Raw genomic sequence first — 25,899 nt, forward strand, 5'->3', positions numbered from 1 at the left:
TTTATGGAATGAGTGAAATTATTTTATTTATTATTAAATCATCAAAGTTAATATTTCCTTTTTCTGATTCTAATATTTCTTTTGAAAGAGTAACTTCATCTGTTATAATACCATCTATACCCTTTGAGTATGCATTTATAATATCATCATTTGTATTTGTTGTCCAAACATATACTCTCTTTCCGTTTTTTTGTATTTTTCTAATAAGCTCATTTGTTACTATTTCTTTTTCTATACAGAAAAAATCTATAAATTTTAAATTATAAAATTTTCCATAACTAAAAGCTAATATTAGTCCTGTTGAAATTGAAGGTTCTAAATCTTTAACTTCTCTTAGAGCCTTAGGAGATAGGGAAGAAACAATAATGTCATAAGGCTTGTCTTTTATCAACTTTACAACCTCTTCTGCCAATTTTTTATCATTTTTCCTAAAAGGCTTTAATTCTATATTTAATTTGATTTTTCCAGAAGTTTTTTCAAGAACTGTTTTTAAATCTACAAAATTATATTCTTTAGAATTTCTTTTATCTATCAATTTATACTTTTTTAATTCCTCAAAAGTTAAATTTTCAATTATTTCTTTTTTACCTGTTAATCTTTTTAAATTGTGGTCATGAGATAAAACTACAACATTGTCTTTAGTGAGTACGACGTCAATTTCGGCAAATTCTGCTCCTACTTTTATAGCCTCATTTAAAGACTCTAATGTATTTTCTAAAGAGTTTTTTGTGCTACCTCTATGAGCTATAATATCCGGTTTTAAATTTCTAAAAGCGTGATAAAATTTTATTTCTTCGCTTGAATTTCTATATTTACTAAAAATTCCTGCAAAAACTAAAAACAGCATAACTAAAGACATTTTTAATCTCATTTTATTTGTAGGATAAATACTTTCTGAAATTTCCGCATCTAACGATGTTCTAAAATAAAATTTAGAAATTCCTGAAAAAGTTATATAATTTGATAATACATTTGTAAATATTTTTAATAGTGTTGCAATGCACATATATGTGATTATTCCCATATTGCTTAGCGTCTTGTTACTTGTTTGCATATAGAATATGGATATTATCGAAATTAAGCTAAGTATTTTAAAAAATTGAACAATTAAATTCTTAATAGCCACGATAATTAAAGTTTTTATACTTTTTAGTTTGTTTTTTCTAAGTCTTTTAAAACTTATTTTAGCACTTTCGATAAAATTTTTATTTTCTAAGAAAAATATATGATAAATAAAAAGCAAAAATATTGAAAGTACAATAGCTATAAAAGTTATGAGAGCAAATAAAATTATCCCTGCATTAGTACTTAAAATATGCTCTGTAATAAATGTTGGTATTTTAATTCCTTTGTGAATTGATGTTGAAATAGGAATATTTATAGATACCATAATCAAAATTAAATAATTTTGAACTTTTTTTATTTTAGATTTTATTTGCTTGTATGAATTGTTAAAAATTTCTAAAATGGAAACTTTATTTCCAAGCCTTATTTGATTTGCAGTGAATACAAAACTACTCACTTCAAAGAGCTTTATGATTGCAAACGAAAAAGTTGCTATCAAAATAATCCCAATCTTAGTTGGCGACTTTACAAAAAGGCTAGGACTTTCTATCGAAAAAAATCCGAATTTAGTTAATCTAAGAACAAAATTAAAAAATTCTTTTGCAAAAGGCAATAAAATAACAATAAAAGCTAGTTGATATAATAAATCAAAAATCAACAAATTCTGAAAGCTTCTATTTTTTAATAATTTAAACATGATAACTCCTTCTTTGAGTTTTTTTATATGAATAATAATAGCACAAATCAAAGAAAATATAAAGAATTATTTATGTAAACATTGCTTAATTGTATATGCTTAAAATATATTTAATAAAAATTTACGGAAAAATACTTTATATTTTAATAATTTTTTAGTAAAATTTTTTTAAAAATTGTATTGACAAAAATAGATTTTATTGTTATTATTTAGGTGTAAGTTAAATTTTGATGACTTAATTGAAATAAAATCTATAAGAGAAAGAGTATCTAGGGTTCCGAATGTATTTTGCTGGTCCGAGCGATACGAGTACTTTTTAAAGTATTACACCTAAGGGAGAAAAGCCCAGGAGGTAGGTTTCGCTTGAAGCCTACTTGCTGGGCTTATTTATTTCTTATGTTAAATTTAGGAGGTATTTTATGGAAAAAATTTATACTGGAAAGACAAAAGATATTTATAAGAGCGAAGATGGAAATTATGTTTTAAAGTTTAAGGACGATGTTACCGGAGAAAATGGAGTTTTTGACCCGGGTGCTAATACTGTTGGTCTATCTATAGAAGGGGTAGGTCATGAGGGTTTAAAGATTACTAAGTATTTCTTCGAAATTTTAAAAGAAAAAGGAATTAGAACTCACTATATAGATTGTGATTTAAATGAGAATACCATGACTGTTAAGCCTTGTAAAGTTTTTGGTAAAGGCTTGGAGGTTATATGCAGATTTAAGGCTGTTGGTAGCTTTATCAGAAGATATGGTTTATATGCAAATATGAATGATGATTTAGATACTTATGTTGAAGTTACATTAAAAGATGACGAAAGATGCGACCCTTTAATTACTAAGGACGCACTTGTAATGTTAAATATATTGACAGAAAAAGAATATGAAGATTTAGTAGTGCTTACTAAGGAAATTTGTACTATTATTAGAGATATTTTAAAAGAAAAAGGGCTTACTCTATACGATATTAAATTAGAATTTGGTAAATCTTGTGGAGAAGTTGTATTGATTGACGAAATATCCGGTGGCAATATGAGAGTTTATAACGGAGATGAAATTGTTGCACCAACTGATTTATATTCTTTTTTGCTTAAATAATTTTAGCTGGGAAGAATATCCCAGCTTTTTGTTTTATACTAAACACTAATTAAGATTACTAAAGTTAAGTAAAGTACCATGCGTGAAGATGTTCACAGTCGATTGTTCCCAAATCAAAGATTTGGACAATCTTTGCGTCAGACCTACTATGTTTTAAAGCAAACAAGTTAGGGCTAGATTGACTTCGTGCTACGCACTTCGCTAAAGATGATGTTTTGGTTGTTTTTTTGAAAGTTTAGTCAGTAATTAGTTTTATTTTATTTGATTTTTGGAGGTAATTATGAAAGTAGCTGTTATTATGGGTAGCATTTCTGATAAAGATATTGCTAAAAAGACTTGTGATGTTTTAAAAGAATTTGGAATAGAATATGAGGCAAAAGTTATTTCTGCTCATCGTTCTTTAGATTTTGCAGTAGATTTTGTAAATAGTATGGAAGAAAAAAATATTGAATTAATAATTGCGTTTGCGGGTAAGGCTGCCCATTTAGCAGGGGTATTAGCCGGTATTTCAACTACACCTGTTATCGGTGTTCCTGTAAAGGCATCAACTCTTGACGGACTTGACGCTTTACTTTCAACTGTTCAAATGCCAAAGGGGGTTCCTGTTGCTACAGTTGCAATAGACGGGGCAGAAAATGCCGGAATTTTAGCAGCACAAATTCTTTCATTAAAGTATGATGAATTAAAGATAAAACTTAAAGAGTATAAAGTAAAAATGAAAGAACAAGTTAAACAAATGGATAATGAACTTAGTTTATAAATGGAGGATATTTTAATGGCATTAACTTATGAATCAGCAGGAGTAAATAAACACGAAGGGTATAATGAGGTAAATTTAATCAAAAAATTTATTAAAAATACTTATACAGATGGAGTGCTTTCAGATTTAGGAGGATTTTCCGGACTTTTTGAGTTGGGAAAAGATTTGAAAAATCCTGTTTTAGTTTCCGGAACTGACGGAGTTGGAACTAAGGTAAAATTAGCGCAAATGATGGACGTTCATAATACTGTTGGGATAGATTGTGTTGCAATGTGTGTTAATGACATTTTATGTCAAGGAGCTAAACCTCTATTTTTCTTAGATTATATTGCAACAGGAAAACTTGTTGCTGAAAAAATGGCAAGTATTGTTGAAGGTGTTGCAGAGGGTTGTATTCAATCAGGTAGTGCTTTAATTGGTGGAGAAACTGCTGAAATGCCTGGAATATATAAAGAAGAAGATTATGATATTGCAGGTTTCTGTGTTGGTGTTGTTGAAAAGGATAAAATAATTGACGGAAAGAAAAATGTAAAAAAAGGTAATGTTATTTTAGCTTTACCATCTTCCGGAGTCCATAGTAATGGTTTTTCTCTGGTTAGAAAAATAATTTTTGACCACAAAAACTTTTCATTAGATGATGTTATTGAAACCGGAAAAACTTTAGGAGAAGAGCTTTTAACTCCTACAAGAATTTATGCAAAGCAAGTAGTAGCTTTGTTAGAAAAATTTAATGTAAATGGACTTTGCCATATAACAGGTGGAGGTCTTTATGAAAATGTACCAAGAGTTTTAGGTGATGATGTTGATGCTAAAATTTTTGAAAAAAATATTCCAACAAAAGAAATTTTTTCACTTCTTCAAAAATGGGGAGAAATTTCAAAAGAAGAAATGTATGGAACTTTTAATATGGGAATAGGAATGTTGCTTTTTGTTGAAAAAGATGATGTAAACGGAATAAAAGAATTATTCAAGGAAATGAATGAAGAGATTTATGAAGTTGGAGAAGTTGTTGAAGGAAGTTCCAAAGTAATTTTATGTTAGTAAATTTTGGAGGAATTATGGATAAGAGAATTTTTGTAAAAAAAAGAGCTGGATACAATAAAGAGGCTTTAGATTTAAAAGATAGTTTAAATTTAGAATATAATTTAGGAATAAATGATTTAGAAGTTTATATAATATATGATATTTACAATATCAATGAAAAAACTTATGAATTAGCTAAAAATTCTGTTTTTTCAGAAGTTATGATTGATGAAGTTGTTGAAGATATTAAATTAGAGGATGGAAAATATTTTGCTTATGAAACGTTACCTGCTCAATATGACCAAAGAGCAGATAGTGCTGTTCAATGTGTATCTCTTTTGGACAATTCTTCAAAGATAACTGTAAGAAGTGGGAAACTTGTTATTTTTGATAAAGTTTTAAGTCAAAATGAACTTGAAAATGTAAAAAAATATTTAGTAAATCCTATTGAATCAAGAGTTAAGGATATGAGTGTTTTAAGTTTTTCAATGAATTCTGAAATGAAAGAAATGAAAGACTTAACAGGATTTTCTAACTTTTCAAAGGAAGAATTGATTTCTTTGAAAAAAGAAATGTCTTTAGCTATGGATATTGAAGATTTGATTTTCATTCAAAATTATTTTAAAGAAGAGGGAAGAACTCCTACTGAAACAGAAATTTATGTTTTAGATTGTTATTGGAGCGACCATTGTAGGCATACAACTTTTGAAACTATATTAGATGAAGTTAAGATTGAATCTGAACTTTTCCAAAAAGAAATGCAAGATGCTTTCGATATTTATTTAAATATCAGAAAAGAATTGAATATTACAAAGCCAATAACTTTAATGGATATGGCAAGTGTAATAGGAAAATATCATAGAAGAATATTGAATGACGAAAATATTGAAGTTAGTGAAGAAATAAATGCTTGCTCATTTTTTACAGATATAGAAAATAATGGAAAAACTGAAAAATGGTTAATTCAATTCAAAAACGAAACACATAATCACCCAACAGAAATTGAACCTTTTGGTGGTGCAAGTACTTGTGTTGGGGGTGCTATTCGTGACCCATTGTCAGGAAGAAGTTATGTTTATCAAGCAATGAGGGTAACCGGTTGTGGAAATATTTTACAAAGTAGGGAAGAAACTTTAGAGCATAAGTTACCACAAGTTGATATTTCAACAAAGGCTACAAGTGGTTATTCATCTTATGGTAATCAAATCGGACTTGCAACAACTTATGTAAAAGAACTTTATGATGATTCTTATGTTGCTAAACATATGGAAGTTGGAGCTGTTGTAGGTGCTGTTAAGTATGGAGATTTTAAAAGAGAAACACCTGTTAAAGATGATATTGTAATGTTAATCGGCGGAAGAACTGGTAGAGATGGTATTCAAGGTGCAAGTGGTTCAAGTTTAGTTCATACAAATGATTCGTTAGAAACTGCATCAAGTCAAGTTCAAAAGGGAAATGCCATTGAAGAGAGAAAAATTCAAAGATTATTTAGAAAACCTGAAGTTACAAAGTTAATTAAAAAATGTAATGATTTTGGTGCGGGCGGTGTTTGTGTTGCTATCGGAGAATTATCTGAAGGAATAGAAATTCATTTAGATAAAGTTTTGCTAAAATATGAAGGTTTGAATCCTACTGAAATTGCAACAAGTGAATCTCAAGAACGTATGGCGATTGTAATTTCTCCAAATGATTATGAATTTTTTGTTAAAGAGTGTGAAAAAGAAAATATAGAATATTCAAAAGTTGCAACTATTACTGATAGAAAAAGACTTGAAATGTATTACTATGATGAAAAAGTTATGGATTTAAGCGCAGACTTTTTAGCAACAAGTGGAGTTAGACAGCATTCAAATAGTACTTTAGTAGATAATAATAGAGTAAATCCTTTTGAAAATAAAGAATTTTCTAAAGAAAATGTATTGAATGAATTATCTTCATTAAATGTAACTTGTCAAAAGGGTATTGCTCAAAGATTTGACGGCTCAATTGGAGCTACTACTGTGTTAATGCCATTTTCAGGTAAAAATCAGTTAACACCTGTTCAAGCAGGAATTCAAGCTATTCCTACAATTCATTCAACAAGTGATACTGCTACGATTTTGAGTTATGGATTTATTCCTAAAATTTCTCATTATTCACCATTCTTATCAGCTATATATGCCGTTTTAGAATCTGTTGCTAAAGTTTATGCAGTTGGTGGAGATAGAAGTAATTTATATCTTTCATTCCAAGAGTATTTTGAAAAACTTGGAAAAGATAGTAAAAAGTGGGGTAAAGTTACTCAAAGTTTACTTGGAAGTATTTATGCACAAAATGAAATTGGCTGTCCAAGTATTGGTGGTAAAGACAGTATGTCCGGAACATTTAACGACTTAAATGTAGTTGAAACTTTAATTTCTTTTGCTTGTACTCCGGTAAAAATTAAAAATGTAATTTCTCCTGAATTAAAATCAGTTGGGAATTATTTATACTATATTCCGGTTGTTAAAGATTTAAAAGGATATCCGAATATAAAAGAAACTTTGAAAAATTATGAATTAGTAAATGAACTTATAAAAGATAAAAAAGTTTTATCTGTATATGTTCAAGAAGAGGGAAGTGTTGTAAGTTCTCTAGTAAAAATGGCTGTCGGTAATGGTTTAGGTTTTACAGTTAATAAAGAAAATATTTTAAACTTTGACCCGGCATCAATGGTTGTTGAGTCAAACTACGAATTACCTTTTGAAAAAATTGGTGAAGTAAGTGAAAAAATTGTTGTAAATGGAATTACTTTTGAATATGATGAAATTTACAATGCTTATACTAATACTTTAGATAAAATTTATCCTTTATATCAAAATAAAGATAAGGGAAGTTGTGAAAATTTATCTAGTGGAAAGGCAGAAAAGAGATATTACAAGGAATATGTTGAAGATGTAAATGTTCTTATTCCTGTATTTCCTGGAACAAACTGTGAATATGATGTGGAAAAAGCATTTATTGATGCAGGTGCTAAAATAAAAACCATTGTATTTAGAAATAAAAAAGAAGATGATATTGAAAAATCAATAGAAGATTTAGTAAATGGAATAAAAGATGCACATATCATTATGATACCGGGAGGTTTTTCAAGTGGAGATGAGCCTGACGGAAGTGCGAAATTTATTGTAAATGTTTTGAAAAATGAAAAAGTTAAAAATGCAATTCACAAACATTTAGATGATAAAAAATTAATTTTAGGAATTTGTAACGGATTTCAAGCTTTAATTAAGTCAGGTCTTTTACCTTATGGAAGAATAAAAGATTTAACAAAAGATGATTTAACATTGTATAGAAATGATAGTTACCACCACATTTCAACAAGCGCAATAACTCGTGTTGCAAATGTAAATTCTCCTTGGACATGGGATTTTGAAATTGGAGAATTACATGAAGTAATGTTTAGCCATGGAGAAGGAAAACTTGTTGGAGAAAACATTGAAAAATTCAAACATTTATGCGCTTTCCAATATTGTGATTTTGAAGGAAATGCAAGTAGTAACGGAAAGTTCAATCCAAATGGCTCATTGTATGCTATTGAGGGATTGTTGAGTGAAGACGGATTGGTTTTAGGTAAGATGGGACATAGCGAACGTTATGGAACTGATTTGTATAAAACTAAAACTGTAAAAGGAATACAAAATATATTTAAAAATGGTGTAAATTATTTTAAAGGGGGAAAATAGTATGAAACTTTTATACGAAGGAAAAGCGAAACAATTATTTGAATGTGAAAATAATGAAGAAATATATGTTCACTATAAAGATAGTGCAACTGCATTCAATGGGCAAAAGAAAGAAGAATTTAATAAAAAGGGTGTTTTAAATAATACAATTACTTCATTTATTTTTGAATATTTGGAAAAAAATGGAGTAGAAACTCATTTTATAAAAAAAGTGAATGATACAGACCAAATCTGTAAACATGTCAAAATAATTCCTTTAGAAGTAATTACAAGAAATATTGTTGCAGGTTCAATGGCTAAAAAATATGGTTTAGAAGAGGGAAGAAAATTAAAAAAACCTGTTTTTGAATTAAGTTATAAAAATGATGAGCTTAATGACCCGTTGATAAATGATGACCATACTATTGCTTTAGAAATAGTTACTGAAGAAGAACTTGCTTTTATAAAAAAAGAAACAGCAAAAATTAATGAGCTTTTAAAAGAATTTTTCTTAAAGGCAGGTTTGATTTTAGTAGATTTTAAAATAGAATTTGGTAAAACAAGTGATGGAAAGATAATTTTATCTGATGAAATTTCTCCGGATACTTGTAGATTGTGGGACGTAGAAACTATGGATAAACTTGATAAAGACCGTTTCCGTAGAGATTTAGGTTCAGTAATGGATGCTTATGAAGAAGTTTTAAGGAGAATAACAATTGCGTGGAATTAATGAAGAATGTGGAGTTTTTGGAATTTTCAATCATAATGATGCATCAAAATTAACTTACTTTGGACTTCATAGTTTACAACATAGAGGTCAAGAGGGGGCAGGTATTGTAAGTTCTGACGGAGAAAATTTATACAGTTATAGAAATTTAGGATTAGTTTCTGAAGTTTTTAAGGATAAAGAATTACTTTATAATTTAGTTGGAAGTTCGGCTATTGGTCATGTTAGATATGCAACAGCTGGAGATAATAGTGTTAGAAATGTTCAACCTTTTCTATTTGATTTTTATGATATGAGTGTTGGTATTTGTCATAATGGGAATTTGGTAAATGCAAAAACTTTAAGATTTGAATTAGAGAAAAAGGGAGCAATTTTTCATTCTTCATCAGATACTGAAGTTTTGATTCATTTGATTAGAAGAAGCAAAAAAGAAACTTTTGAAGAAAAATTGAAAGAGAGTTTGAATACAGTAAAAGGTGGTTTTACTTACTTAGTTTTACTTAAAGATACTTTATATGGAGCTGTTGACCCTAACTCATTAAGACCGCTTGTAATTGGTAAAACAAAAAATGGTGCTTATGTTATGGCAAGTGAAACTTGTGCAATAGATACTATTGGCGCAGAATTTGTTTGTAATGTAAAGGCAGGTCAATTAGCTATTATAGATAAAGACGGTCTTAGAATAGAAAACTATACAACTGCTGATAGAATTTCTATCGCTGCTATGGAATATGTTTATTTTGCAAGACCGGATTCAAATATTGCAAGTGTTAATGTTCATACTGCAAGAAAAAATACGGGAAGAACTCTTGCAAGAGAGTGCCCTGCTGATGCAGATATAGTAATAGGGGTTCCTAACTCTTCACTTTCTGCTGCAAGTGGATATGCTGAAGAAAGTGGTTTACCTTATGAAATGGGATTGATTAAAAATCAATATGTTGCAAGAACTTTTATTCAACCTACTCAAGAACTTAGAGAACAAGGTGTTAGAATGAAATTATCAGCAGTAAAAGGTGTTGTTAAAGGAAAAAGAGTTGTAATGGTTGATGATTCTATCGTTAGAGGTACTACTTCCAGAAGAATAGTTCAACTTTTAAAAGATGCAGGAGCTTTAGAAGTTCATGTTAGAATTGCATCACCACCTTTTGTTTTTCCAAGTTTTTATGGAATAGATATTTCTACTTCAGGAGAGCTTATTGCTGCTAATAAAACTTTAGAAGAAATAAGAGAAATAATCGGAGCGGATTCATTGGGATATTTAAGTGAACAAGGTCTTATAGATTCAATAGGACTTAAATTTGATGCACCGTATAGTGGTTTGTGTATGGATTGTTTCAATGGAGATTATTCTGCCGGATTATATGATTACGAAGAAGATTTTAATAATTCATTAACTGAAATTCAAAAAGAGTTTTTGAAAAGAAAAAATAAATAACCATAGCTCTTTTTAGAGCTGTGGTAAATTTTGTTATAGAAAGGTAAATTATGTTGAATATAGCTGTTTTTATTTCCGGTGGAGGAACAAATTTACAAGCCATAATTGATGCTGTTAAAGAAAATAAAATTAATGGAAAGATAGAGTTGGTTTTTTCTAATAGAAAAAATGCTTATGGTCTTGTAAGGGCGAAAAATGAAAATATTGATACATTTTATTTGAATAAAAAAGAATTTTTAAGTAATGAAGAATATGATGAAAGGATTATTGAGGAGCTTGAAAAAAGAAATATTGATTTAATAGTTCTTGCAGGTTACTTAAATATTTTATCATCAAAGTTGATTTCTAAATATTCTAAAAAAATAATTAATATTCACCCTTCTTTAATTCCTTCATTTTGTGGAATGGGATTTCATGGGGAAAATGTGCATAAGGCCGTTATTAAATCGGGAGTGAAATTCACCGGAGCTACTACTCATTTTGTTGATGAAAATGTAGATACCGGAGCTATAATATTACAAGATATTGTACCCGTTTTTATAGATGATGATTTTGAAATTGTAGCTAAAAGAGTTTTAGAAGTTGAGCATAGAATATTGGTAAAGACGATAAAAGCATTTTGTGAAAATAAAATTGTTTTTAAAGAAAATAGAGCATTCATAGTGGGGGAATAAAATGACAAAAAGAGCATTGATTAGTGTTTTTGAAAAAGATAATATAGTTGAATTTGCAAGTGAACTTATAAATTTAGGTTGGGAAATTATTTCAACCGGTGGAACTTATAGAATTTTAAAAGAAAGTGGACTTAATGTTATTGAAGTTGATGAGGTAACTAATTTTAAGGAAATTTTAGATGGACGTGTAAAAACTTTACACCCATTTATTCATGGAGGAATTTTATATAGACGTGATGAAAAAAGTCATGTTGAAACAATTGAAAAAATTGGTATTTCTTCAATAGATATGGTTGTAAATAATTTATATCCTTTTGAAAAAGTTTTAAATAGTGAAAATAAAACACATGAAAATTTAATTGAAAATATTGATATTGGTGGACCTTCAATGATTAGAGCTGCTGCTAAAAATTATAATGATGTTTCTATCGTTGTTGACCCTAGTGATTATTCTGAAATTATTGAAAGACTAAAAGAAGATAGATTGGATAAAGATTTTAGATTATATCTATCTTGTAAGGCTTTTAATTATACAGCTTATTATGATGCATTAATTTCAAGTTATTTCAATGATTTATTAAATATTGAATTTCCTGAAAAATTAACTACAACTTATAAAAAAGTTAGTGATTTAAGATATGGAGAAAATCCACACCAAAAAGCATCTTTTTATGAAAAAGTTTATGTTAAAGATGAAGAAAAAACTGAGTTTAAACAATTACATGGAAAAGAATTATCTTACAATAATTTAACAGATATGTATTCTGCTATAAAAATTGTAAAAGAGTTTGAAGAACCTTGTGTTGTTGCTGTTAAGCATAACAATCCTTGTGGACTTGCAATAGCTGAAAATATTGATGATGCTTATGATAAGGCTTATGCTTGCGATTCTGTTTCAATTTTTGGTGGGATCATTGCTTTGAATAGAGAAGTTACTAAGTATATTGCCGAAAAAATAAATAGCTTTTTTGTTGAAATTGTAATTGCAAATAAGTTTTCAAAAGATGCTATTGAAATTTTGACTAAAAAGAAAAATATTAGATTAATCGAAGTTGAAAATATATCAGAATTTAAACTTCCAAACATTATGACTAAAGAAGTTTTAAATGGATTGGTTGTTCAAAATTATGACGATACTTTATTAACTAAAGAATTAAAATTTGTTACAAAGAGAAAACCTACTGAAGAAGAATTAAAAAATTTAATTTTTGGTTTTAAGGCTTGTAAAACAGTTTGTTCAAATGGTATTGTAATTGTAAAAGATAATGCAACTATTGGAATCGGCCAAGGAGAAGTTAGACGTTCTTGGGCAGTCCAAGAGGGATTGGAAAGAGCGAAAGAAAATCTTAAAGATGCAGTTTTAGCATCAGATGCTTTCTTCTTTGAAGATACTGTTGAATTACTAAAAGAAAATGGAATTAAGGCTGTAATTCAACCGGGTGGTTCTATAAAAGATGAAAATGTAATAAAATTATGTGATGAATATGGAATAGCTATGGTATTTACATCTACAAGACATTTTAGACATTAGGAGGAAGATATGAAGGTTTTAGTTGTTGGTAATGGCGGGAGAGAAGATGCCATTTGTAAAAAAATATCTGAAAGTAGTAAATGTACTGAACTTTTCTGTTCAAAAGGAAATGCAGGAACTCTTAGATATGCTAAAAATATAGTATTAAATTCTAATGAAGAAATTTTTGAATTTTCAAAAAATAATAATATCGACCTTGTAGTAGTTGGACCTGAAGCACCTCTTTGTGAGGGAATAGTTGATTTATTTTCTGAAAGTAATATAAAAGTTTTTGGAGCTAATAAAAAAAGCGCAAGACTTGAAGGAAGTAAAAATTTTGCAAAAGAATTTATGAAAAAATATGATGTTCCAACTGCAAAATATGAAACTATAAAATCAAAAGAAGAGGGAATTAAAGCTATCGAAAGTTTTTCATATCCAATAGTTATAAAAGCTGATGGACTTTGTGCAGGAAAGGGTGTTAGAATTTGTAATTCTAAAGAGGAAGTTTTGGAATATTTTACAGAACTTTTTGAAGATAAAATTTTTGGACAAGAGGGAACTACTGTTGTCATAGAAGAATTTTTAAAAGGGAAAGAGGCATCTTTACTTTGTTTTGTATCAAAAGGAAATTTAATTCCTATGGAAAGTGCAAGAGATTACAAGAGAATTTTTGATAATGATGAAGGTGAAAATACTGGAGGGGTTGGTTGCTATTCTCCAAGTGAATTATTCAATGATGAATTAAAATTAAAAATAGAAAAAACTTTAGAGAAAATTTCAGAAGGATTGAAAAAAGAAAAATTAGATTATTCAGGAATACTTTTTATCGGATTTATGATTGATGAAGAGCCTAAAGTTTTAGAATTTAATGTAAGATTTGGAGATCCTGAAACTGAAGTTGTTTTACCTAGAATGAAAAGTGATTTACTTTTAGCGATAGAAAAATCTTTAGATGGAACACTTAAAAGAGAAGATTTAAAATGGAAGAGTGAAAAATGTTTAACAGTTATACTAACTTCAAAAGGCTATCCAAAAGCTTATGAAAAAGGAAAAGAAATAATAGGAATTGATTCAGTTGATGAAGATATTTATGTTTATCATAATAATACAAAATTTGTAGATGGAAAAATTTTAACAGATGGTGGTAGAGTTTTATCTGTTACAGGATTTGGAAATACTTATGATGAAATAAGAGAAAAAGTTTATAAAAATATTGAAAAAATATCTTTTGAAACAAAACAATTTAGAAAAGATATCGGAAAAATGTAAAATTAAAGGAAATATATGTAATTTTTTTTGTTGAAAACTTTACATATATTTTTTTTTATGCTATAATATATCAGTAAATCCTTGCTCAATAAAAAGAGCCAGAGACCATAAGGAGGTGAATGTAATGAGAAAATACGAAGGAGTTTTTATTTTTAAACCAAATTTAGAAGAAGAAGTAAGAAACCAAGCGTTCGATAAAATTAAATCAGCTATTGAAGCCAATGGAACTATTACTGAAATTAATGAATGGGGAAATAGAAAACTTGCTTACGAAATTAACTACATTAAAGAAGGATATTATATCATAGTTAATTTTGAAGCTGCTGTTGAAGTAGTTGCAGAAGTAGAAAGAAGATCAAGAATATCTGATGCTATCATTAGATATATGGTTGTTAAGCAAGAAGCTTAGTGGAGGAACTTTATGAACAGTGTAATTTTGATAGGTAGATTAATTAGGGATCCAGAATTAAGATATACTCAAACATCTAGTAGCAGTTATGCCAGATTTACCATTGCAGTTGATAAGGGAATGTCTAAGGAAAAGAAACAAGAATTAGAAGCTAAAGGACAACAAACAGCTGATTTTATAAATATAGTTGTTTGGGGTAAGCAAGCTGAACATTGCCAAAAATATTTGCAAAAAGGTAGAAATGTAGCAATACAAGGAAGACTTCAATCAGGAAGTTATACTGCACAAGATGGAACTAGAAGATTCGTTACAGAAGTTTGGGCTGAAAGAGTTCAATTCATCGACTGGGGCGATAGAGTTCAAAAATCTGCTACAACACAAGGATTTGGTTCATTTGATACAGGTGTGGACGATGGTTTTGATTTACCATTCCAAGATGCCTCAGATGAAGAAATTCCATTTTAATTTTTAAAGGAGAATGAATATGCAAAGAAAATTTAGACCAAGAAAAAAAGTTGTTGCATATTTCTCAGATAACAGTAAACCACTTGATTATAAAGATGTAAATACTCTAAAAAAATTCATTAGTGAAAGAGGTAAGATTTTACCAAGAAGAGTAACAGGTGCTACTGCTAAACAACAAAGAGAAATTACAGCAGCAATTAAAAAAGCTAGACAAGTTGCATTATTACCATATAGTGCTGAATAGTTTGTAATTAATGGGGAGAGTAATCTCCCATTTTTATTATTAGGAGAATTTATGAATACTAAAAAAAGAAACTTGTTTCTTATTGCAGGGATATTATGGTTAATAGCCGGAACAATGATTATGAAAGTAGGAGTTCCTTTTTTAATAAATGATGATAAAAATTTTTTATTGGGACTGCTTGGTGCAATAGCGATATTTTTGATATTTTATATAATGATATTTTCTAAGTATGTAAATAAACATAAGAACAGAATTTTAAATGATAAAAGAGAAAAAATGAAAATATGGGAATTTTTTGATAAATCAAGTTATATTTTAATGATATTTATGATGTCTTTTGGTATGGCGTTAAGATTTAGTGGATTATTGCCAAACTTTTTCTTTGAATTTTTTTATTCCGGATTGGGTTTAGCACTTTCCTTAAGTGGTATTTCATTTTTGATTTTGGCTGTTAAAAATATTAATATTTAAAATTGATTTACTTTTCAAACTTTTAATGATAAAATGAGAATGTAATCGTTATTATAAAGAAATTATGTAATTTTTCTAAGAGGGGTGAGCTTGTGAATAATAAATTATCTTCTAAAAATAATGTAGAAAAATTCAGAGTTGAAAGAGAACTTTCTCAAAGAGAGTTGGCTAACTTAATAGGAGTTTCAACGGAAACTATTGTTTCAATAGAAAATGGAAATTTGATTCCAGGCATAAGACTTGCTCTTACAATTTCCACTGAGTTAGATAAAAAGTTTGGAGAAGTTTTTTTCTTTGCTTTTGGTTAAGATGTTTGATTATAATACACTTGAGAAAGTGTATTTTTTTTATTTTTTATTGGAATTATTCCAAGAAATTTTACCAGATATTATTACTATAAAAGAAAAAAAGATTTGATTTTGGGAATATTGATGATTATTTTAGCTTGTGTTAGTGCTTATTTACATTTTGTTAAAGCTTAAGGAGTTTATATGAATGAAGAACTGATTTTAAAAAATAATTTAAAAGAGGCACGAACCCAAAAAGGTCTTTCTCAGCAAAAATTAGCTGATATGATTGGTGTTTCGAGAAACACTATAAGTTCTATTGAAACGGGACAATTTAATCCTACTGCAAAACTTGCTTTAATTTTATGTATTGCATTGGATAAAAAAATTGAAGATTTATTTTATTTTTAAAAGATATGTTTTAGTAAAATATTACATATCTTTTTGTTTGTCTTTATATATGATTTTGTGATACAATTAGATTAGTTTAAATTAAGGAGTTTTTATGGAACAAAAAGTTATTACAGTTACTGTAAATATGAATATGGATGAAAAAACTTTGGAGGATAAAGTTTTTGAACTTGAAAAATTGGTTGAGGCTTTAGATGGTGAAGTTGTTTTAAATTTAACTCAAAATAAATCTAGTATAGATAAAGCCTTTTATATAGGAAAAGGTAAAGTAAGTGAAATAAAAGATTATTGTGAAAAGTTAGATGTAAAAGTAGTTGTTTTTAATAATGAATTGACAGGTTCTCAAGTTAAAAATTTAGAAGAAATTATAGGTGTTAGAGTTATTGACAGGACAAATTTAATTTTGGATATTTTTAACGAAAGAGCTAGAACAAAAGAGGCTAAGTTACAAGTAAAACTTGCAAAATTAAAATATACATTACCAAGATTGTCTGCACTTAGAAGTGGTTTTTCAAGACAACAAGGTGGAATTGGTGGTAAGGGTGTAGGTGAACAACAAATAGAACTTGATAGAAGAACTATCAATAGGGAAATATCAAGTATTACTGCACAGCTTAAAGAAATTGAAAAAAATAGAAATGAAATTAGAAAAAAGAGAATAAATTCAAAAGAGCCGATGATTTCTCTTGTTGGATATACAAATGCAGGGAAATCCACTTTAATAAATAAGTTAATAGCTTATGGAAAAGATGAAAATACTGAAATTAAAGAAGTTTTTGTTAAAGATATGTTGTTTGCGACTTTGGATACCTATGTTAGAGAAGGAATTCTTTTTAGTGGATCAAAGGCTATGTATGTAGATACCGTTGGTTTTGTTTCCGATATTCCACATAATTTAGTTGAAAGTTTTAAAAGTACATTGGAGGAAATTAAATATTCAGATTTGATTCTTCATGTTGTGGATATTTCAAATGTTAATGTGGATGAACAAATCAAAATAACAAATGATATGATAAAAAAACTTGAATGTGAAGATAAAAAAGTAATTTATGTTTTTAATAAAGTTGATAAGTTGGAAGATGAAAATATAAAGTTACAGTATGCAAATGTTGAAAATAAGGTGTTTATAAGTGCTAAGAGTGATGAGGATATAGTTTTTCTTTTGAAGGAAATTGAAAAAGTTTTATTTTCATCATCTATTAAAACTAAACTTTTAATTCCTTATGATAAACAAAAAATTATGAGTAATATTTTAAATGATTATACTCCGGAACTTGTAGAGCATCTTGAAAATGGAACTTTTTTAGAAGTTATCTTAAAAAAGGATGATTATGAAATTTATAAAGGATATGAGGTAAATGAAGGATAAAGAAAGTTTTTTAAGTATTCATAGTAATAAATCTTATAGTTTTATAGTAAATAAATCTGAATTTATTGGTCATGCTTTTTATGTTGAAAGTGTAGATGAGGCTGAAAAATATATTTCTGAGATAAGGGAAAAATATAAAGATGCAACACATAATTGTTTTGCATATATTATCGGTATGGATAAATTAACACAAAAATATTCTGATGATGGAGAACCTTCAGGAACTGCAGGAGTACCTATGCTTGAAGTTTTGCGTAAAAAAGATATAACAAATTGTCTTGTAATTGCTACAAGATATTTTGGAGGAATTTTACTTGGCGCAGGTGGACTTGTTAGAGCATATACAAAATCTGTTGTAGGTGCTTTAGATGAGGCCAAAATTGTTAGAAAAGAACTTTTCTACAATGTAGATATAATTTTGGATTATATTTTCTGGGGAAAAATTGAAAATATTTTAAAAAATTTTGGACTTGAAATTTTAAATATAGAATATCTTGAAAATGTAAAAATAAATTTGTCTGTAAAAAAAGAGGAGTTTGAAAGATTAAAAAATATTATGATTAATGAAACTTCGGATAATTGTATTGTAAAAATTAATGGAGAAAAATATGGCTCTGTATTTTTAGATTAACAAACATTATTTAACATTTAGTAAACTAATGTTTAATCGGAAAATATGTTTTCTGAAATTTACATTTTTATCATTTTTTTTCCTTGTATTAAAACGATTTTTATTGTATAATAATTGTTGTGATACGAAAATTGCATATTATTTATAGGAGGGTTTTGACTTGTCTGACAATAAAACAAATGATAATATTGTAGTTATGAAAGGCATTACTAAAATTTTTGGAAAAAATAAAGTTTTAGATGAAGTTAATTTCGAATTGAAAAAAGGAGAAATTCATGCTCTTTTAGGAGAAAATGGTGCCGGTAAAACTACTTTGATGAATATTCTTTATGGACTTTATTCTCCAAATGCAGGAGAAATTTATATCAATTCTAATAAATACACTGCGATGACTCCAAAAATGGCTGTTGAAAATGGAGTTGGTATGGTGCATCAACATTTTATGCTTATAGAACCTTTTAGTGTTATTCAAAATATAGTTTTAGGAACTGAAGATACTAAAGGAATGTTTATTGACATTGAAAAATCCAGAAAAAAAGTTCTTTCCATAATTGAAAAATATGGTTTTAATATTGATTTAGATGCAAAAATTCAAGATATTACTGTAGGTTCTCAACAAAAAGTTGAAATTTTAAAAGCTCTTTATAAAGGTGCTGAAATTATTATTTTTGATGAGCCTACAGCTGTTCTTACGCCACAAGAAATTGATGAATTTATAAATATTTGTAATAATTTGAGAAATGAAGGAAAATCCATCATAATAATTACACATAAATTAGATGAAATCAAAAAAATGGCAGATTACTGTACAATTATTCGTCGTGGTAAATTTATTGATAAAGTCACTGTCGCTGAATCTTCACAAAAAGAACTTGCTGAAAAAATGGTTGGTAGAGAAGTCAGCTTTAGTGTTAATAAAAAAGAATCTGAAGTTGGCGATGTTGTTTTAGATGTTAAGGATATTAATGTTTTAAATAATAGAGATTTACCAATTTTAAATGGACTTAGTTTAAATGTTAGAAAAGGTGAAATTCTAGGGATAGCCGGAGTTGACGGCAATGGTCAATCAGAACTTATAGAGGCTATAACAGGTCTTAGAAAAGTTGAATCAGGAAGTATTTCAATTCTTGGAAAAGACATAACAAATAAATCTGTTTATGATATTATTGAAAGTGGAATAAGTACGATTCCGGAAGATAGACATAAACGTGGTTTAGTGTTGGATTTTTCTGTTTCTGAAAATATGATTTTAGAAAAAAGAGGAAAGGATCCTTTTTCAAAGAAAGGTATTTTGAATTTTAAAGAGATAGAATCTTATACTCAAGAAATGATTGACAAATTTGATATAAGACCGAATGATATTCACGCTATTGCTAGAGGACTTTCCGGGGGAAACCAACAAAAAGTAATCTTAGCAAGAGAAATTGATAACAACCCTGATTTATTAATAGCTGCACAACCTACTAGAGGTCTTGATGTTGGAGCTATTGAAATTATTCATAAATATATTGTAGAACAAAGAGATAAAGGAAAAGCGGTTCTTTTGATTTCATTTGAATTAGATGAAGTTATGGACTTGTCAGATAGGATTGCTGTTATCTATAAAGGAAAAATCGTTGGAGAAAAACTTGGAAAAGATGCTAACGAAAATGAATTAGGACTTATGATGGCAGGGGGTGTTATTAATAATGAACAATAGAAAAAAGATATTAATGCTTTTATTTTCTGTATTAATAGGATTTATAGTAGGGTCTATTGTTATTATGGTAGCAGGTTTTAACCCTATTAAATATTATAAAATAATGATAGAAACAACTTTTTCAAGACCAAAATTCTTTGCAAGAACTTTGGTAGATGCAGTACCACTTATCATAGGTAGTATTGGGGTTTCATTGGCATTTAAGACAGGAGCTTTCAATATTGGTGCCGAAGGACAATTTATAATCGGTTCTTTAACTGCTGCATTTTTTGGATACTTTTTAAAATTACCACCAATAATTCATCCAATAGTTTGTATTTTATTAGCAGCTTTAGCCGGAATGGCTTGGGGTGGATTTGCAGGTTGGGTTAAATCAAAATTTGGTGTTCACGAAGTAATTACTACAATTATGTTGAACTGGATAGCACTTTATTTTTCAAATTTAGTTGTAACTTTTGGTAAATTTTACAACGAAACAGGACAAACATCAAACGATATTCAATCAACTGCTAGCATAAAAATGTTTGGAGGATTGAGAAATTCTTCAATTCCATTTGTTAAAGATTTCTTTTCAGCTGATATAAACTTTGGTATTATTCTTGCTGTTGTTTTAGCATTTGCAGTTTATTATTTATTAAATAAAACTTCAAAAGGTTATGAATTAAAAGCAGTAGGACTAAATCCTTATGCTGCCGAATTTGGTGGAATAAATGTTGGAAGTAATTTAGTTTTATCTATGGGATTATCAGGTGCTTTATGTGCTGTTGCCGGTGCTGTTAAAGTTCTTGGATTTGCAGGAAATGTTGCAAGACTTACAGTTGCTGAAGGTAATGGTTTTGACTCAATGTCTGTTGCACTTTTAGCAAATAGCCATCCAATAGGCTCAATATTCTCAGGTTTCTTCTTTAGTGTTCTAAAAAGAGGAGGATTTAGAGTTCAACAATTATTAGGTGTTCCTTACGAAGTTGTACAAATTATTATAGGTATTATAGTTTTATTCATTTCAATGCCTTTAGTTATAAAAATTATTTCAAAAAAATTCAAAAAAGTTGGAGGTAAAAAGTAATGAGTTTATTAAAAATAGCTTTATTTATATCTGATACATTATTATTTGCAACTCCATTATTATTTGCTGCTTTGGGTGGTATGTTCACAGAAAAAGCAGGTGTTACAAATATCGGTTTAGAAGGAATGATGACAATAGGAGCTTTCTTTGGTGCTGCTGTTGGATATTTTACAAAGAGTGCATTGTTAGGATTTTTAGCAGGTGGATTGGCAGCATCTTTAGTTGCTCTTATTCACGCGATTGTTAGTATAACATTTGGTGCAGACCAAATTGTTTCCGGTATAGCTATAAACTTCATAGGACCTGGTGTTTCATTGTTTGTATGTTCATTATTCTTTGACGGTGCAAAACAAACAATACCTGTATCATCTGGTGCTGGTAAAATGGCTAAAATTTTTGATAATTTAACAGGTGTTGAAATTATTGACAAAATTTTAGGACAATATGTTACTACTTATGTAGCGATAGCTTTTGTAGTATTGATGTCAATATATTTATATAAAACTAAATTTGGATTAAGACTAATTGCTGTTGGAGAACATCCAAAGGCTGCTGAAACATTAAATGTTAATATATATTTATATAGATATTTTGCAGTTGTAGTTTCAGGATTATTAGCTGGATTTGGTGGAGCTACTATGAGTTTAGCGACAGTTTCCAACTTTTCACAATCACTTGTTTCAGGACATGGTTTCATAGCTTTGGTTGCTGTAATCTTTGGTAAATGGAAACCTTACGGAGTTTTGGGAGCTTGTTTGTTCTTTGGGGCAGCTCAAGAATTAGCGATTTTATTACCTGGATTGGGTGTTAATATACCAGAATCTATATTACCAATGGTTCCATATATCAGTACATTGTTAGTACTTATTTTCTTTGTTGGAAAATCAAAAGGACCTTCTTCAGCAGGAGTTCCATATATAAAATTGGAAGATTAAATGAAAAAGGCATACTATTTTGGTATGTCTTTTTGTTGAATATTTTGAAATTTGGAGGGGATAATATGATAACTATAAAAAGTAAAAAAGAAATTGAAGGAATGAAAAAATCTGCAGAGATTTTATCAAAAATTCATATAGGATTGAGAGATTTTATAAAACCCGGAGTTACTACTTTAGAAGTAAATAAATTTTGTCATGACTTTATGTTAAAGCATGGAGCTACACCTAAGCAAATAGGATATCACGGATATCCTTATGCAACTTGTACTTCTGTAAATGATGTAATTTGCCATGGCTTTCCGAGTAAACAAAAATTAAAATCCGGAGATTTAATTACAGTTGATATGGTTGTAGATTTAGATGGATATTTATCAGATAGTGCTTGGAGTTATGCAGTAGGTGAAGTTTCAGATGAAGTTAAAAATCTTATGGACGTAACAAAAGAGGCTATGTATAGAGGAATAGAGGCAGCGGTTATTGGAAACAGAATTGTTGATATTGGAAAGGCTATTCAAAATTTTGTTGAGCCAAAAGGTTATTCAATCGTTAGAGATTTTTGTGGCCATGGGATTGGTGTTGAAATGCATGAAGACCCACAAGTTCCACATTATATTACTGCAACAAGAGGTGTTAGACTTGTTGAAGGTATGGTAATAACTGTTGAACCTATGATAAATACAGGAGATTGGAGATGTACTATTGATGATGACGGTTGGACTGCAAGAACAATAGATGGGGGACTTTCATGTCAATACGAACATACATTTGTAATTACAAAAGATGGTCCTTTGATTTTAACAGACCAATCATTATATGAATAAAAATAGGTTGATTTTTAACTAACATTGAAGTATAATCTAGGTATGTGATTTTTTAATAATTTTTTATTATTTAATTAATCTATTTTAAGAAAATTCTTTTATAAAAATTTAAGGAGGAATCAAGATGAGAGTTGCGATTAATGGATTCGGAAGAATAGGTAGATTGGCATTTAGATTAATGCATGATTTAGAAGGAGTTGAAGTAGTTGCTATAAATGACTTAACAGATGCAAATATGTTAGCTCATTTGTTAAAATATGATTCAACTCAAGGAAGATTTGAAAAGGAAGTTATCGTAAATGAAGGTAGCTTTGTAATCGACGGAAGAGAAGTTAAAGTATTTTCTGATGCAGACCCTAAAAATTTGCCTTGGAAAGAATTAGATATAGATGTTGTATTAGAATGTACTGGTTTCTTTGTAGCAAAAGAAAAAGCACAATTTCATATAGATGCTGGAGCTAAGAGAGTTATTATTTCTGCTCCGGGAAAAGGAGATATGAAAACTGTCGTTTATGGAGTAAACCATGATATACTAGACGGTTCTGAACAAATTTTATCAGGTGCTTCTTGTACTACTAACTGTTTAGCTCCAATGGCTAAAGTTTTACAAGATAAATTTGGTATTGTTCAAGGTATAATGACTACTATTCATGCCTATACAGGAGATCAAAACACTTTAGATGCACCACATAGAAAAGGTGATATGAGAAGAGCTAGATCAGCTGCTATAAATATTGTTCCAAATACAACAGGAGCTGCTAAAGCTATCGGTCTTGTTATTCCTGAATTAAAAGGAAAATTAGATGGTTCTGCTCAAAGAGTTCCGGTTGCTACCGGCTCATTAACAGAATTAGTAACAGTTTTAGAAAAGAATGTTACAGTTGAAGAAATTAATAATGCAATGAAAGAAGCATCAAGTGAATCTTTCGGATATACTGAAGACCCAATTGTTTCAACAGATGTAATTGGAATTAAATATGGTTCTTTATTTGATGCTACTCAAACTAGAATTGTTGAAGTTGATGGAAAACAATTAGTTAAAACAGTTGCTTGGTATGATAATGAAATGTCATATACTGCAAATTTAATCCGTACTTTCCAATATTTAGTTAATCTTTCAAAATAGTATGCAAATAGATGATATGAGGTGAAGATTTTCACCTCATATTGTATAGTAAGGAGTAATTATGAATAAAAAAGTTATTACTGATTTAGATGTTAACTCAAAAAGAGTTATTGTAAGAGTTGATTTTAATGTTCCTATGTCAAAAACTGAAATAGGGAAAATTACAGATAATGCTAGGATTGTAGCAGCTTTACCTACAATAAATTATTTAATTGAAAACAATGCAAAAGTAATTTTATTATCTCATTTAGGCAGACCAAAGGGAGAAGCTAAAAAAGAATTTTCTTTAGAACCTGTTGCTAAAGAGTTGTCAGCCCTTTTAAATAAAGAAGTTAAATTTTTACAAAGCGATATAGTTGTAGATGAAAATGTTAAAAATGAAGTTTTAAGTCTAAAAGATGGAGAAGTTGTTTTATTAGAAAATACAAGATTTAGAGCTGAAGAAACTAAGAGTGTTGATGAATTTTCTAAAGAATTAGCAGAACTTGGAGAAGTATATATTAATGATGCTTTTGGAACAAGTCATAGAGCGCATTGTTCAAATGCAGGTCTTTGTAAATTTTTACCATCAGCAGTTGGATTTTTAGTTGAAAAAGAGATTTCTATTATGGGAAATGCTCTTTCTAATCCTAAAAGACCTTTTGTTGCAATTTTAGGCGGAGCAAAAGTTTCTGATAAGATTACTGTAATTGAAAATTTAATAGAAAAAGTTGATACTATTATAATCGGTGGTGGAATGGCATTTACTTTCTTGAAATCTCAAGGATATTCAGTAGGTAAAAGTTTATTGGAAGAAGATAAAATTGATTTAGCCAAGGAATTATTAGAAAAAGCTAAATCTAAAAATGTTAAAATATTGTTGCCTGTTGATGTAGTTATAAGTAAAGAGTTCTCTAATGATTCTGAATTTAAAACCGTTAATGTGGATTCAATTCCGGAAGATTATATGGGACTTGATATTGGAGAAGAAACTGTTAAATTGTTTGAAACTGAAATAGCAAATGCTAAAACTGTTGTTTGGAATGGACCTATGGGAGTTTTTGAAATGTCAAACTTTGCAAAAGGTACATTTGCAATGGCAAAAGCAATTGCAGAAACTGATGCTATAAGTATCATAGGTGGTGGAGATAGTGCATCTGCAGCTGAAAAATCAGGTTATAAAGATAAAATAACTCATATTTCAACTGGTGGAGGTGCATCTTTAGAATTTTTAGAAGGAAAAATTTTACCTGGAATTGATGCTATAGATAATAAATAATGGAGGTAATATGAGAAAACCTGTTATTATTGGAAATTGGAAAATGAATAAGAGTTTAGATGATGCTAAACTTTTAATTAAAAATATTTCATCAGAAAATTTGGATATTAATGTAGAAAAAGTTGTATGTGTTCCTTTTGTATATGTTACTGAAGTAAAAAAACTTTTAGAAGAAACTGATATAGGACTTGGTGTTCAAAATATGTATTTTGAAAATAGTGGTGCATTTACCGGAGAAATTTCTCCAATGATGTTAAAAAGTTGTGGGGTTTCTTATGTCATATTAGGACACTCAGAAAGAAGAACTATTTTTAAAGAAACTGATGAAATGATAAATAAAAAAGTTAAATCTGCATTACAAAATGATTTGATTCCTATATTATGTTGTGGAGAAACACTTGAAGAAAGAAATTCTAAAGTTGAAAAAGAAATCGTTGAAAAACAAATAAGAAGTGCTTTAGAGGAAATTGACAAAAATGATATTGAAAAAGTTATTATTGCCTATGAGCCTATTTGGGCAATTGGAACTGGTCTTACTGCATCTTCTGATGATGCTGAAGATATGATTAAATTCATAAGAAACATACTAAATGATATTTATGGTGATTTATCTCAAAAAGTAAGAATTCAATATGGTGGAAGTGTTAAACCGAATAATATAAAAGAATTGATGGGAAAAGAAAATGTAGATGGAGCTTTGGTTGGTGGAGCTTGTTTAGAAAGTACAAGTTTTTGTGCTTTAGTAAATTATAATTTATAAG

General features: G+C 28.8%; 25 protein-coding genes. 24 read left to right on the forward strand and 1 reads right to left on the reverse strand.

The window, feature by feature from the left end:
- Position 1: 1 nt before the first annotated feature.
- A complete protein-coding gene (locus HMPREF3181_RS00935) occupies positions 2-1,762 on the reverse strand; it encodes a glycerophosphodiester phosphodiesterase family protein (RefSeq protein WP_068472103.1) in 1,761 nt (586 codons plus the stop codon).
- A 419-nt stretch (positions 1,763-2,181) separates the two neighbouring features.
- Between HMPREF3181_RS00935 and HMPREF3181_RS00940 the strand changes: the two genes are divergently transcribed.
- The 24 genes from HMPREF3181_RS00940 (at position 2,182) to tpiA (ending at position 25,898) form a co-directional block, all read left to right on the forward strand.
- Positions 2,182-2,859 carry a phosphoribosylaminoimidazolesuccinocarboxamide synthase gene (locus HMPREF3181_RS00940; RefSeq protein ID WP_068472105.1) on the forward strand — a complete coding sequence of 226 codons (678 nt, stop codon included), beginning with the start codon at positions 2,182-2,184 and terminating at the stop codon, positions 2,857-2,859.
- Between the two features lie 280 nt (positions 2,860-3,139).
- Positions 3,140-3,619, forward strand: a complete 480-nt coding sequence (gene purE / locus HMPREF3181_RS00945; protein WP_068472107.1) for a 5-(carboxyamino)imidazole ribonucleotide mutase — start codon at positions 3,140-3,142, stop codon at positions 3,617-3,619.
- 15 nt (positions 3,620-3,634) lie between these two features.
- On the forward strand, positions 3,635-4,660 hold the full coding sequence (gene purM / locus HMPREF3181_RS00950) for a phosphoribosylformylglycinamidine cyclo-ligase (RefSeq protein ID WP_068472109.1): 1,026 nt from the start codon (positions 3,635-3,637) through the stop codon (positions 4,658-4,660).
- Positions 4,661-4,677: 17 nt separating this feature from the next.
- A complete protein-coding gene (locus tag HMPREF3181_RS00955) occupies positions 4,678-8,346 on the forward strand; it encodes a phosphoribosylformylglycinamidine synthase (RefSeq protein WP_068472111.1) in 3,669 nt (1,222 codons plus the stop codon).
- A 1-nt stretch (position 8,347) separates the two neighbouring features.
- A complete protein-coding gene (gene purC / locus HMPREF3181_RS00960) occupies positions 8,348-9,055 on the forward strand; it encodes a phosphoribosylaminoimidazolesuccinocarboxamide synthase (protein ID WP_068472113.1) in 708 nt (235 codons plus the stop codon).
- Positions 9,042-10,487, forward strand: coding sequence for an amidophosphoribosyltransferase (gene purF, locus HMPREF3181_RS00965; protein ID WP_068472115.1), 1,446 nt, complete (start codon positions 9,042-9,044; stop codon positions 10,485-10,487). The genes purC and purF overlap by 14 nt, the downstream gene beginning before the upstream one ends.
- Before the next feature lie 50 nt (positions 10,488-10,537).
- A complete protein-coding gene (gene purN, locus HMPREF3181_RS00970) occupies positions 10,538-11,161 on the forward strand; it encodes a phosphoribosylglycinamide formyltransferase (protein WP_068472117.1) in 624 nt (207 codons plus the stop codon).
- 1 nt (position 11,162) lies between these two features.
- Entirely contained in the window at positions 11,163-12,692 is a 1,530-nt protein-coding gene (gene purH / locus HMPREF3181_RS00975; RefSeq protein WP_068472119.1) for a bifunctional phosphoribosylaminoimidazolecarboxamide formyltransferase/IMP cyclohydrolase, read from the forward strand.
- Positions 12,693-12,701: 9 nt separating this feature from the next.
- A complete protein-coding gene (purD, locus tag HMPREF3181_RS00980; RefSeq protein WP_068472121.1) occupies positions 12,702-13,943 on the forward strand; it encodes a phosphoribosylamine--glycine ligase in 1,242 nt (413 codons plus the stop codon).
- A gap of 124 nt (positions 13,944-14,067) precedes the next feature.
- Positions 14,068-14,352, forward strand: coding sequence for a 30S ribosomal protein S6 (rpsF, locus tag HMPREF3181_RS00985; protein WP_068472123.1), 285 nt, complete (start codon positions 14,068-14,070; stop codon positions 14,350-14,352).
- 12 nt (positions 14,353-14,364) lie between these two features.
- Entirely contained in the window at positions 14,365-14,817 is a 453-nt protein-coding gene (locus HMPREF3181_RS00990) for a single-stranded DNA-binding protein (protein ID WP_068472125.1), read from the forward strand.
- A 19-nt stretch (positions 14,818-14,836) separates the two neighbouring features.
- Positions 14,837-15,061, forward strand: a complete 225-nt coding sequence (gene rpsR, locus HMPREF3181_RS00995) for a 30S ribosomal protein S18 (RefSeq protein ID WP_004833472.1) — start codon at positions 14,837-14,839, stop codon at positions 15,059-15,061.
- A gap of 51 nt (positions 15,062-15,112) precedes the next feature.
- On the forward strand, positions 15,113-15,532 hold the full coding sequence (locus HMPREF3181_RS01000; protein ID WP_068472127.1) for a hypothetical protein: 420 nt from the start codon (positions 15,113-15,115) through the stop codon (positions 15,530-15,532).
- Positions 15,533-15,624: 92 nt separating this feature from the next.
- Positions 15,625-15,840, forward strand: coding sequence for a helix-turn-helix transcriptional regulator (locus tag HMPREF3181_RS01005; protein WP_068472129.1), 216 nt, complete (start codon positions 15,625-15,627; stop codon positions 15,838-15,840).
- Positions 15,841-16,023: 183 nt separating this feature from the next.
- Complete coding sequence (locus HMPREF3181_RS01010) at positions 16,024-16,230, forward strand: helix-turn-helix transcriptional regulator (protein WP_068472131.1); 207 nt, start codon at positions 16,024-16,026, stop codon at positions 16,228-16,230.
- A gap of 94 nt (positions 16,231-16,324) precedes the next feature.
- Positions 16,325-17,599, forward strand: coding sequence for a GTPase HflX (hflX, locus tag HMPREF3181_RS01015; RefSeq protein ID WP_068472133.1), 1,275 nt, complete (start codon positions 16,325-16,327; stop codon positions 17,597-17,599).
- On the forward strand, positions 17,589-18,230 hold the full coding sequence (locus HMPREF3181_RS01020; protein ID WP_068472135.1) for a YigZ family protein: 642 nt from the start codon (positions 17,589-17,591) through the stop codon (positions 18,228-18,230). The genes hflX and HMPREF3181_RS01020 overlap by 11 nt, the downstream gene beginning before the upstream one ends.
- Before the next feature lie 160 nt (positions 18,231-18,390).
- On the forward strand, positions 18,391-19,929 hold the full coding sequence (locus tag HMPREF3181_RS01025; protein ID WP_082713857.1) for an ABC transporter ATP-binding protein: 1,539 nt from the start codon (positions 18,391-18,393) through the stop codon (positions 19,927-19,929).
- Entirely contained in the window at positions 19,919-20,995 is a 1,077-nt protein-coding gene (locus HMPREF3181_RS01030) for an ABC transporter permease (RefSeq protein ID WP_068472137.1), read from the forward strand. Before HMPREF3181_RS01025 ends, HMPREF3181_RS01030 begins: the two co-directional genes overlap by 11 nt.
- Positions 20,995-21,930 carry an ABC transporter permease gene (locus HMPREF3181_RS01035; protein ID WP_068472139.1) on the forward strand — a complete coding sequence of 312 codons (936 nt, stop codon included), beginning with the start codon at positions 20,995-20,997 and terminating at the stop codon, positions 21,928-21,930. The genes HMPREF3181_RS01030 and HMPREF3181_RS01035 overlap by 1 nt, the downstream gene beginning before the upstream one ends.
- Before the next feature lie 65 nt (positions 21,931-21,995).
- Positions 21,996-22,754 carry a type I methionyl aminopeptidase gene (gene map / locus HMPREF3181_RS01040; RefSeq protein ID WP_068472141.1) on the forward strand — a complete coding sequence of 253 codons (759 nt, stop codon included), beginning with the start codon at positions 21,996-21,998 and terminating at the stop codon, positions 22,752-22,754.
- A gap of 124 nt (positions 22,755-22,878) precedes the next feature.
- Positions 22,879-23,880, forward strand: a complete 1,002-nt coding sequence (gene gap, locus HMPREF3181_RS01045) for a type I glyceraldehyde-3-phosphate dehydrogenase (RefSeq protein ID WP_068472143.1) — start codon at positions 22,879-22,881, stop codon at positions 23,878-23,880.
- A 61-nt stretch (positions 23,881-23,941) separates the two neighbouring features.
- On the forward strand, positions 23,942-25,138 hold the full coding sequence (gene pgk / locus HMPREF3181_RS01050) for a phosphoglycerate kinase (RefSeq protein WP_068472145.1): 1,197 nt from the start codon (positions 23,942-23,944) through the stop codon (positions 25,136-25,138).
- Positions 25,139-25,148: 10 nt separating this feature from the next.
- The gene (tpiA, locus tag HMPREF3181_RS01055; RefSeq protein ID WP_068472147.1) at positions 25,149-25,898 is read left to right on the forward strand and encodes a triose-phosphate isomerase; all 750 of its coding nucleotides are present in this window, start codon (positions 25,149-25,151) and stop codon (positions 25,896-25,898) included.
- Position 25,899 lies beyond the last annotated feature (1 nt).

The sequence above is a fragment of the Parvimonas sp. KA00067 genome (genome assembly GCF_001553085.1).
GTDB classification, from domain to species: Bacteria; Bacillota; Clostridia; order Tissierellales; family Peptoniphilaceae; genus Parvimonas; species Parvimonas parva.

What these genes read in the sequence shown, in the direction of transcription:
- HMPREF3181_RS00940 (WP_068472105.1), top strand. Translation starts at nt 2,182, where the DNA reads ATGGAAAAAATTTATACTGGAAAGACAAAAGATATTTATAAGAGCGAA.
- tpiA (WP_068472147.1), top strand. Translation starts at nt 25,149, where the DNA reads ATGAGAAAACCTGTTATTATTGGAAATTGGAAAATGAATAAGAGTTTA.
- pgk (WP_068472145.1), top strand. Translation starts at nt 23,942, where the DNA reads ATGAATAAAAAAGTTATTACTGATTTAGATGTTAACTCAAAAAGAGTT.
- purN (WP_068472117.1), top strand. Translation starts at nt 10,538, where the DNA reads ATGTTGAATATAGCTGTTTTTATTTCCGGTGGAGGAACAAATTTACAA.
- HMPREF3181_RS01010 (WP_068472131.1), top strand. Translation starts at nt 16,024, where the DNA reads ATGAATGAAGAACTGATTTTAAAAAATAATTTAAAAGAGGCACGAACC.
- purC (WP_068472113.1), top strand. Translation starts at nt 8,348, where the DNA reads ATGAAACTTTTATACGAAGGAAAAGCGAAACAATTATTTGAATGTGAA.
- gap (WP_068472143.1), top strand. Translation starts at nt 22,879, where the DNA reads ATGAGAGTTGCGATTAATGGATTCGGAAGAATAGGTAGATTGGCATTT.
- purD (WP_068472121.1), top strand. Translation starts at nt 12,702, where the DNA reads ATGAAGGTTTTAGTTGTTGGTAATGGCGGGAGAGAAGATGCCATTTGT.
- HMPREF3181_RS01035 (WP_068472139.1), top strand. Translation starts at nt 20,995, where the DNA reads ATGAGTTTATTAAAAATAGCTTTATTTATATCTGATACATTATTATTT.
- HMPREF3181_RS01020 (WP_068472135.1), top strand. Translation starts at nt 17,589, where the DNA reads ATGAAGGATAAAGAAAGTTTTTTAAGTATTCATAGTAATAAATCTTAT.
- purE (WP_068472107.1), top strand. Translation starts at nt 3,140, where the DNA reads ATGAAAGTAGCTGTTATTATGGGTAGCATTTCTGATAAAGATATTGCT.
- HMPREF3181_RS01000 (WP_068472127.1), top strand. Translation starts at nt 15,113, where the DNA reads ATGAATACTAAAAAAAGAAACTTGTTTCTTATTGCAGGGATATTATGG.
- purH (WP_068472119.1), top strand. Translation starts at nt 11,163, where the DNA reads ATGACAAAAAGAGCATTGATTAGTGTTTTTGAAAAAGATAATATAGTT.
- purM (WP_068472109.1), top strand. Translation starts at nt 3,635, where the DNA reads ATGGCATTAACTTATGAATCAGCAGGAGTAAATAAACACGAAGGGTAT.
- HMPREF3181_RS01030 (WP_068472137.1), top strand. Translation starts at nt 19,919, where the DNA reads ATGAACAATAGAAAAAAGATATTAATGCTTTTATTTTCTGTATTAATA.
- hflX (WP_068472133.1), top strand. Translation starts at nt 16,325, where the DNA reads ATGGAACAAAAAGTTATTACAGTTACTGTAAATATGAATATGGATGAA.
- HMPREF3181_RS00935 (WP_068472103.1), bottom strand. Translation starts at nt 1,762, where the DNA reads ATGTTTAAATTATTAAAAAATAGAAGCTTTCAGAATTTGTTGATTTTT.
- HMPREF3181_RS00990 (WP_068472125.1), top strand. Translation starts at nt 14,365, where the DNA reads ATGAACAGTGTAATTTTGATAGGTAGATTAATTAGGGATCCAGAATTA.
- map (WP_068472141.1), top strand. Translation starts at nt 21,996, where the DNA reads ATGATAACTATAAAAAGTAAAAAAGAAATTGAAGGAATGAAAAAATCT.
- rpsF (WP_068472123.1), top strand. Translation starts at nt 14,068, where the DNA reads ATGAGAAAATACGAAGGAGTTTTTATTTTTAAACCAAATTTAGAAGAA.
- rpsR (WP_004833472.1), top strand. Translation starts at nt 14,837, where the DNA reads ATGCAAAGAAAATTTAGACCAAGAAAAAAAGTTGTTGCATATTTCTCA.
- HMPREF3181_RS00955 (WP_068472111.1), top strand. Translation starts at nt 4,678, where the DNA reads ATGGATAAGAGAATTTTTGTAAAAAAAAGAGCTGGATACAATAAAGAG.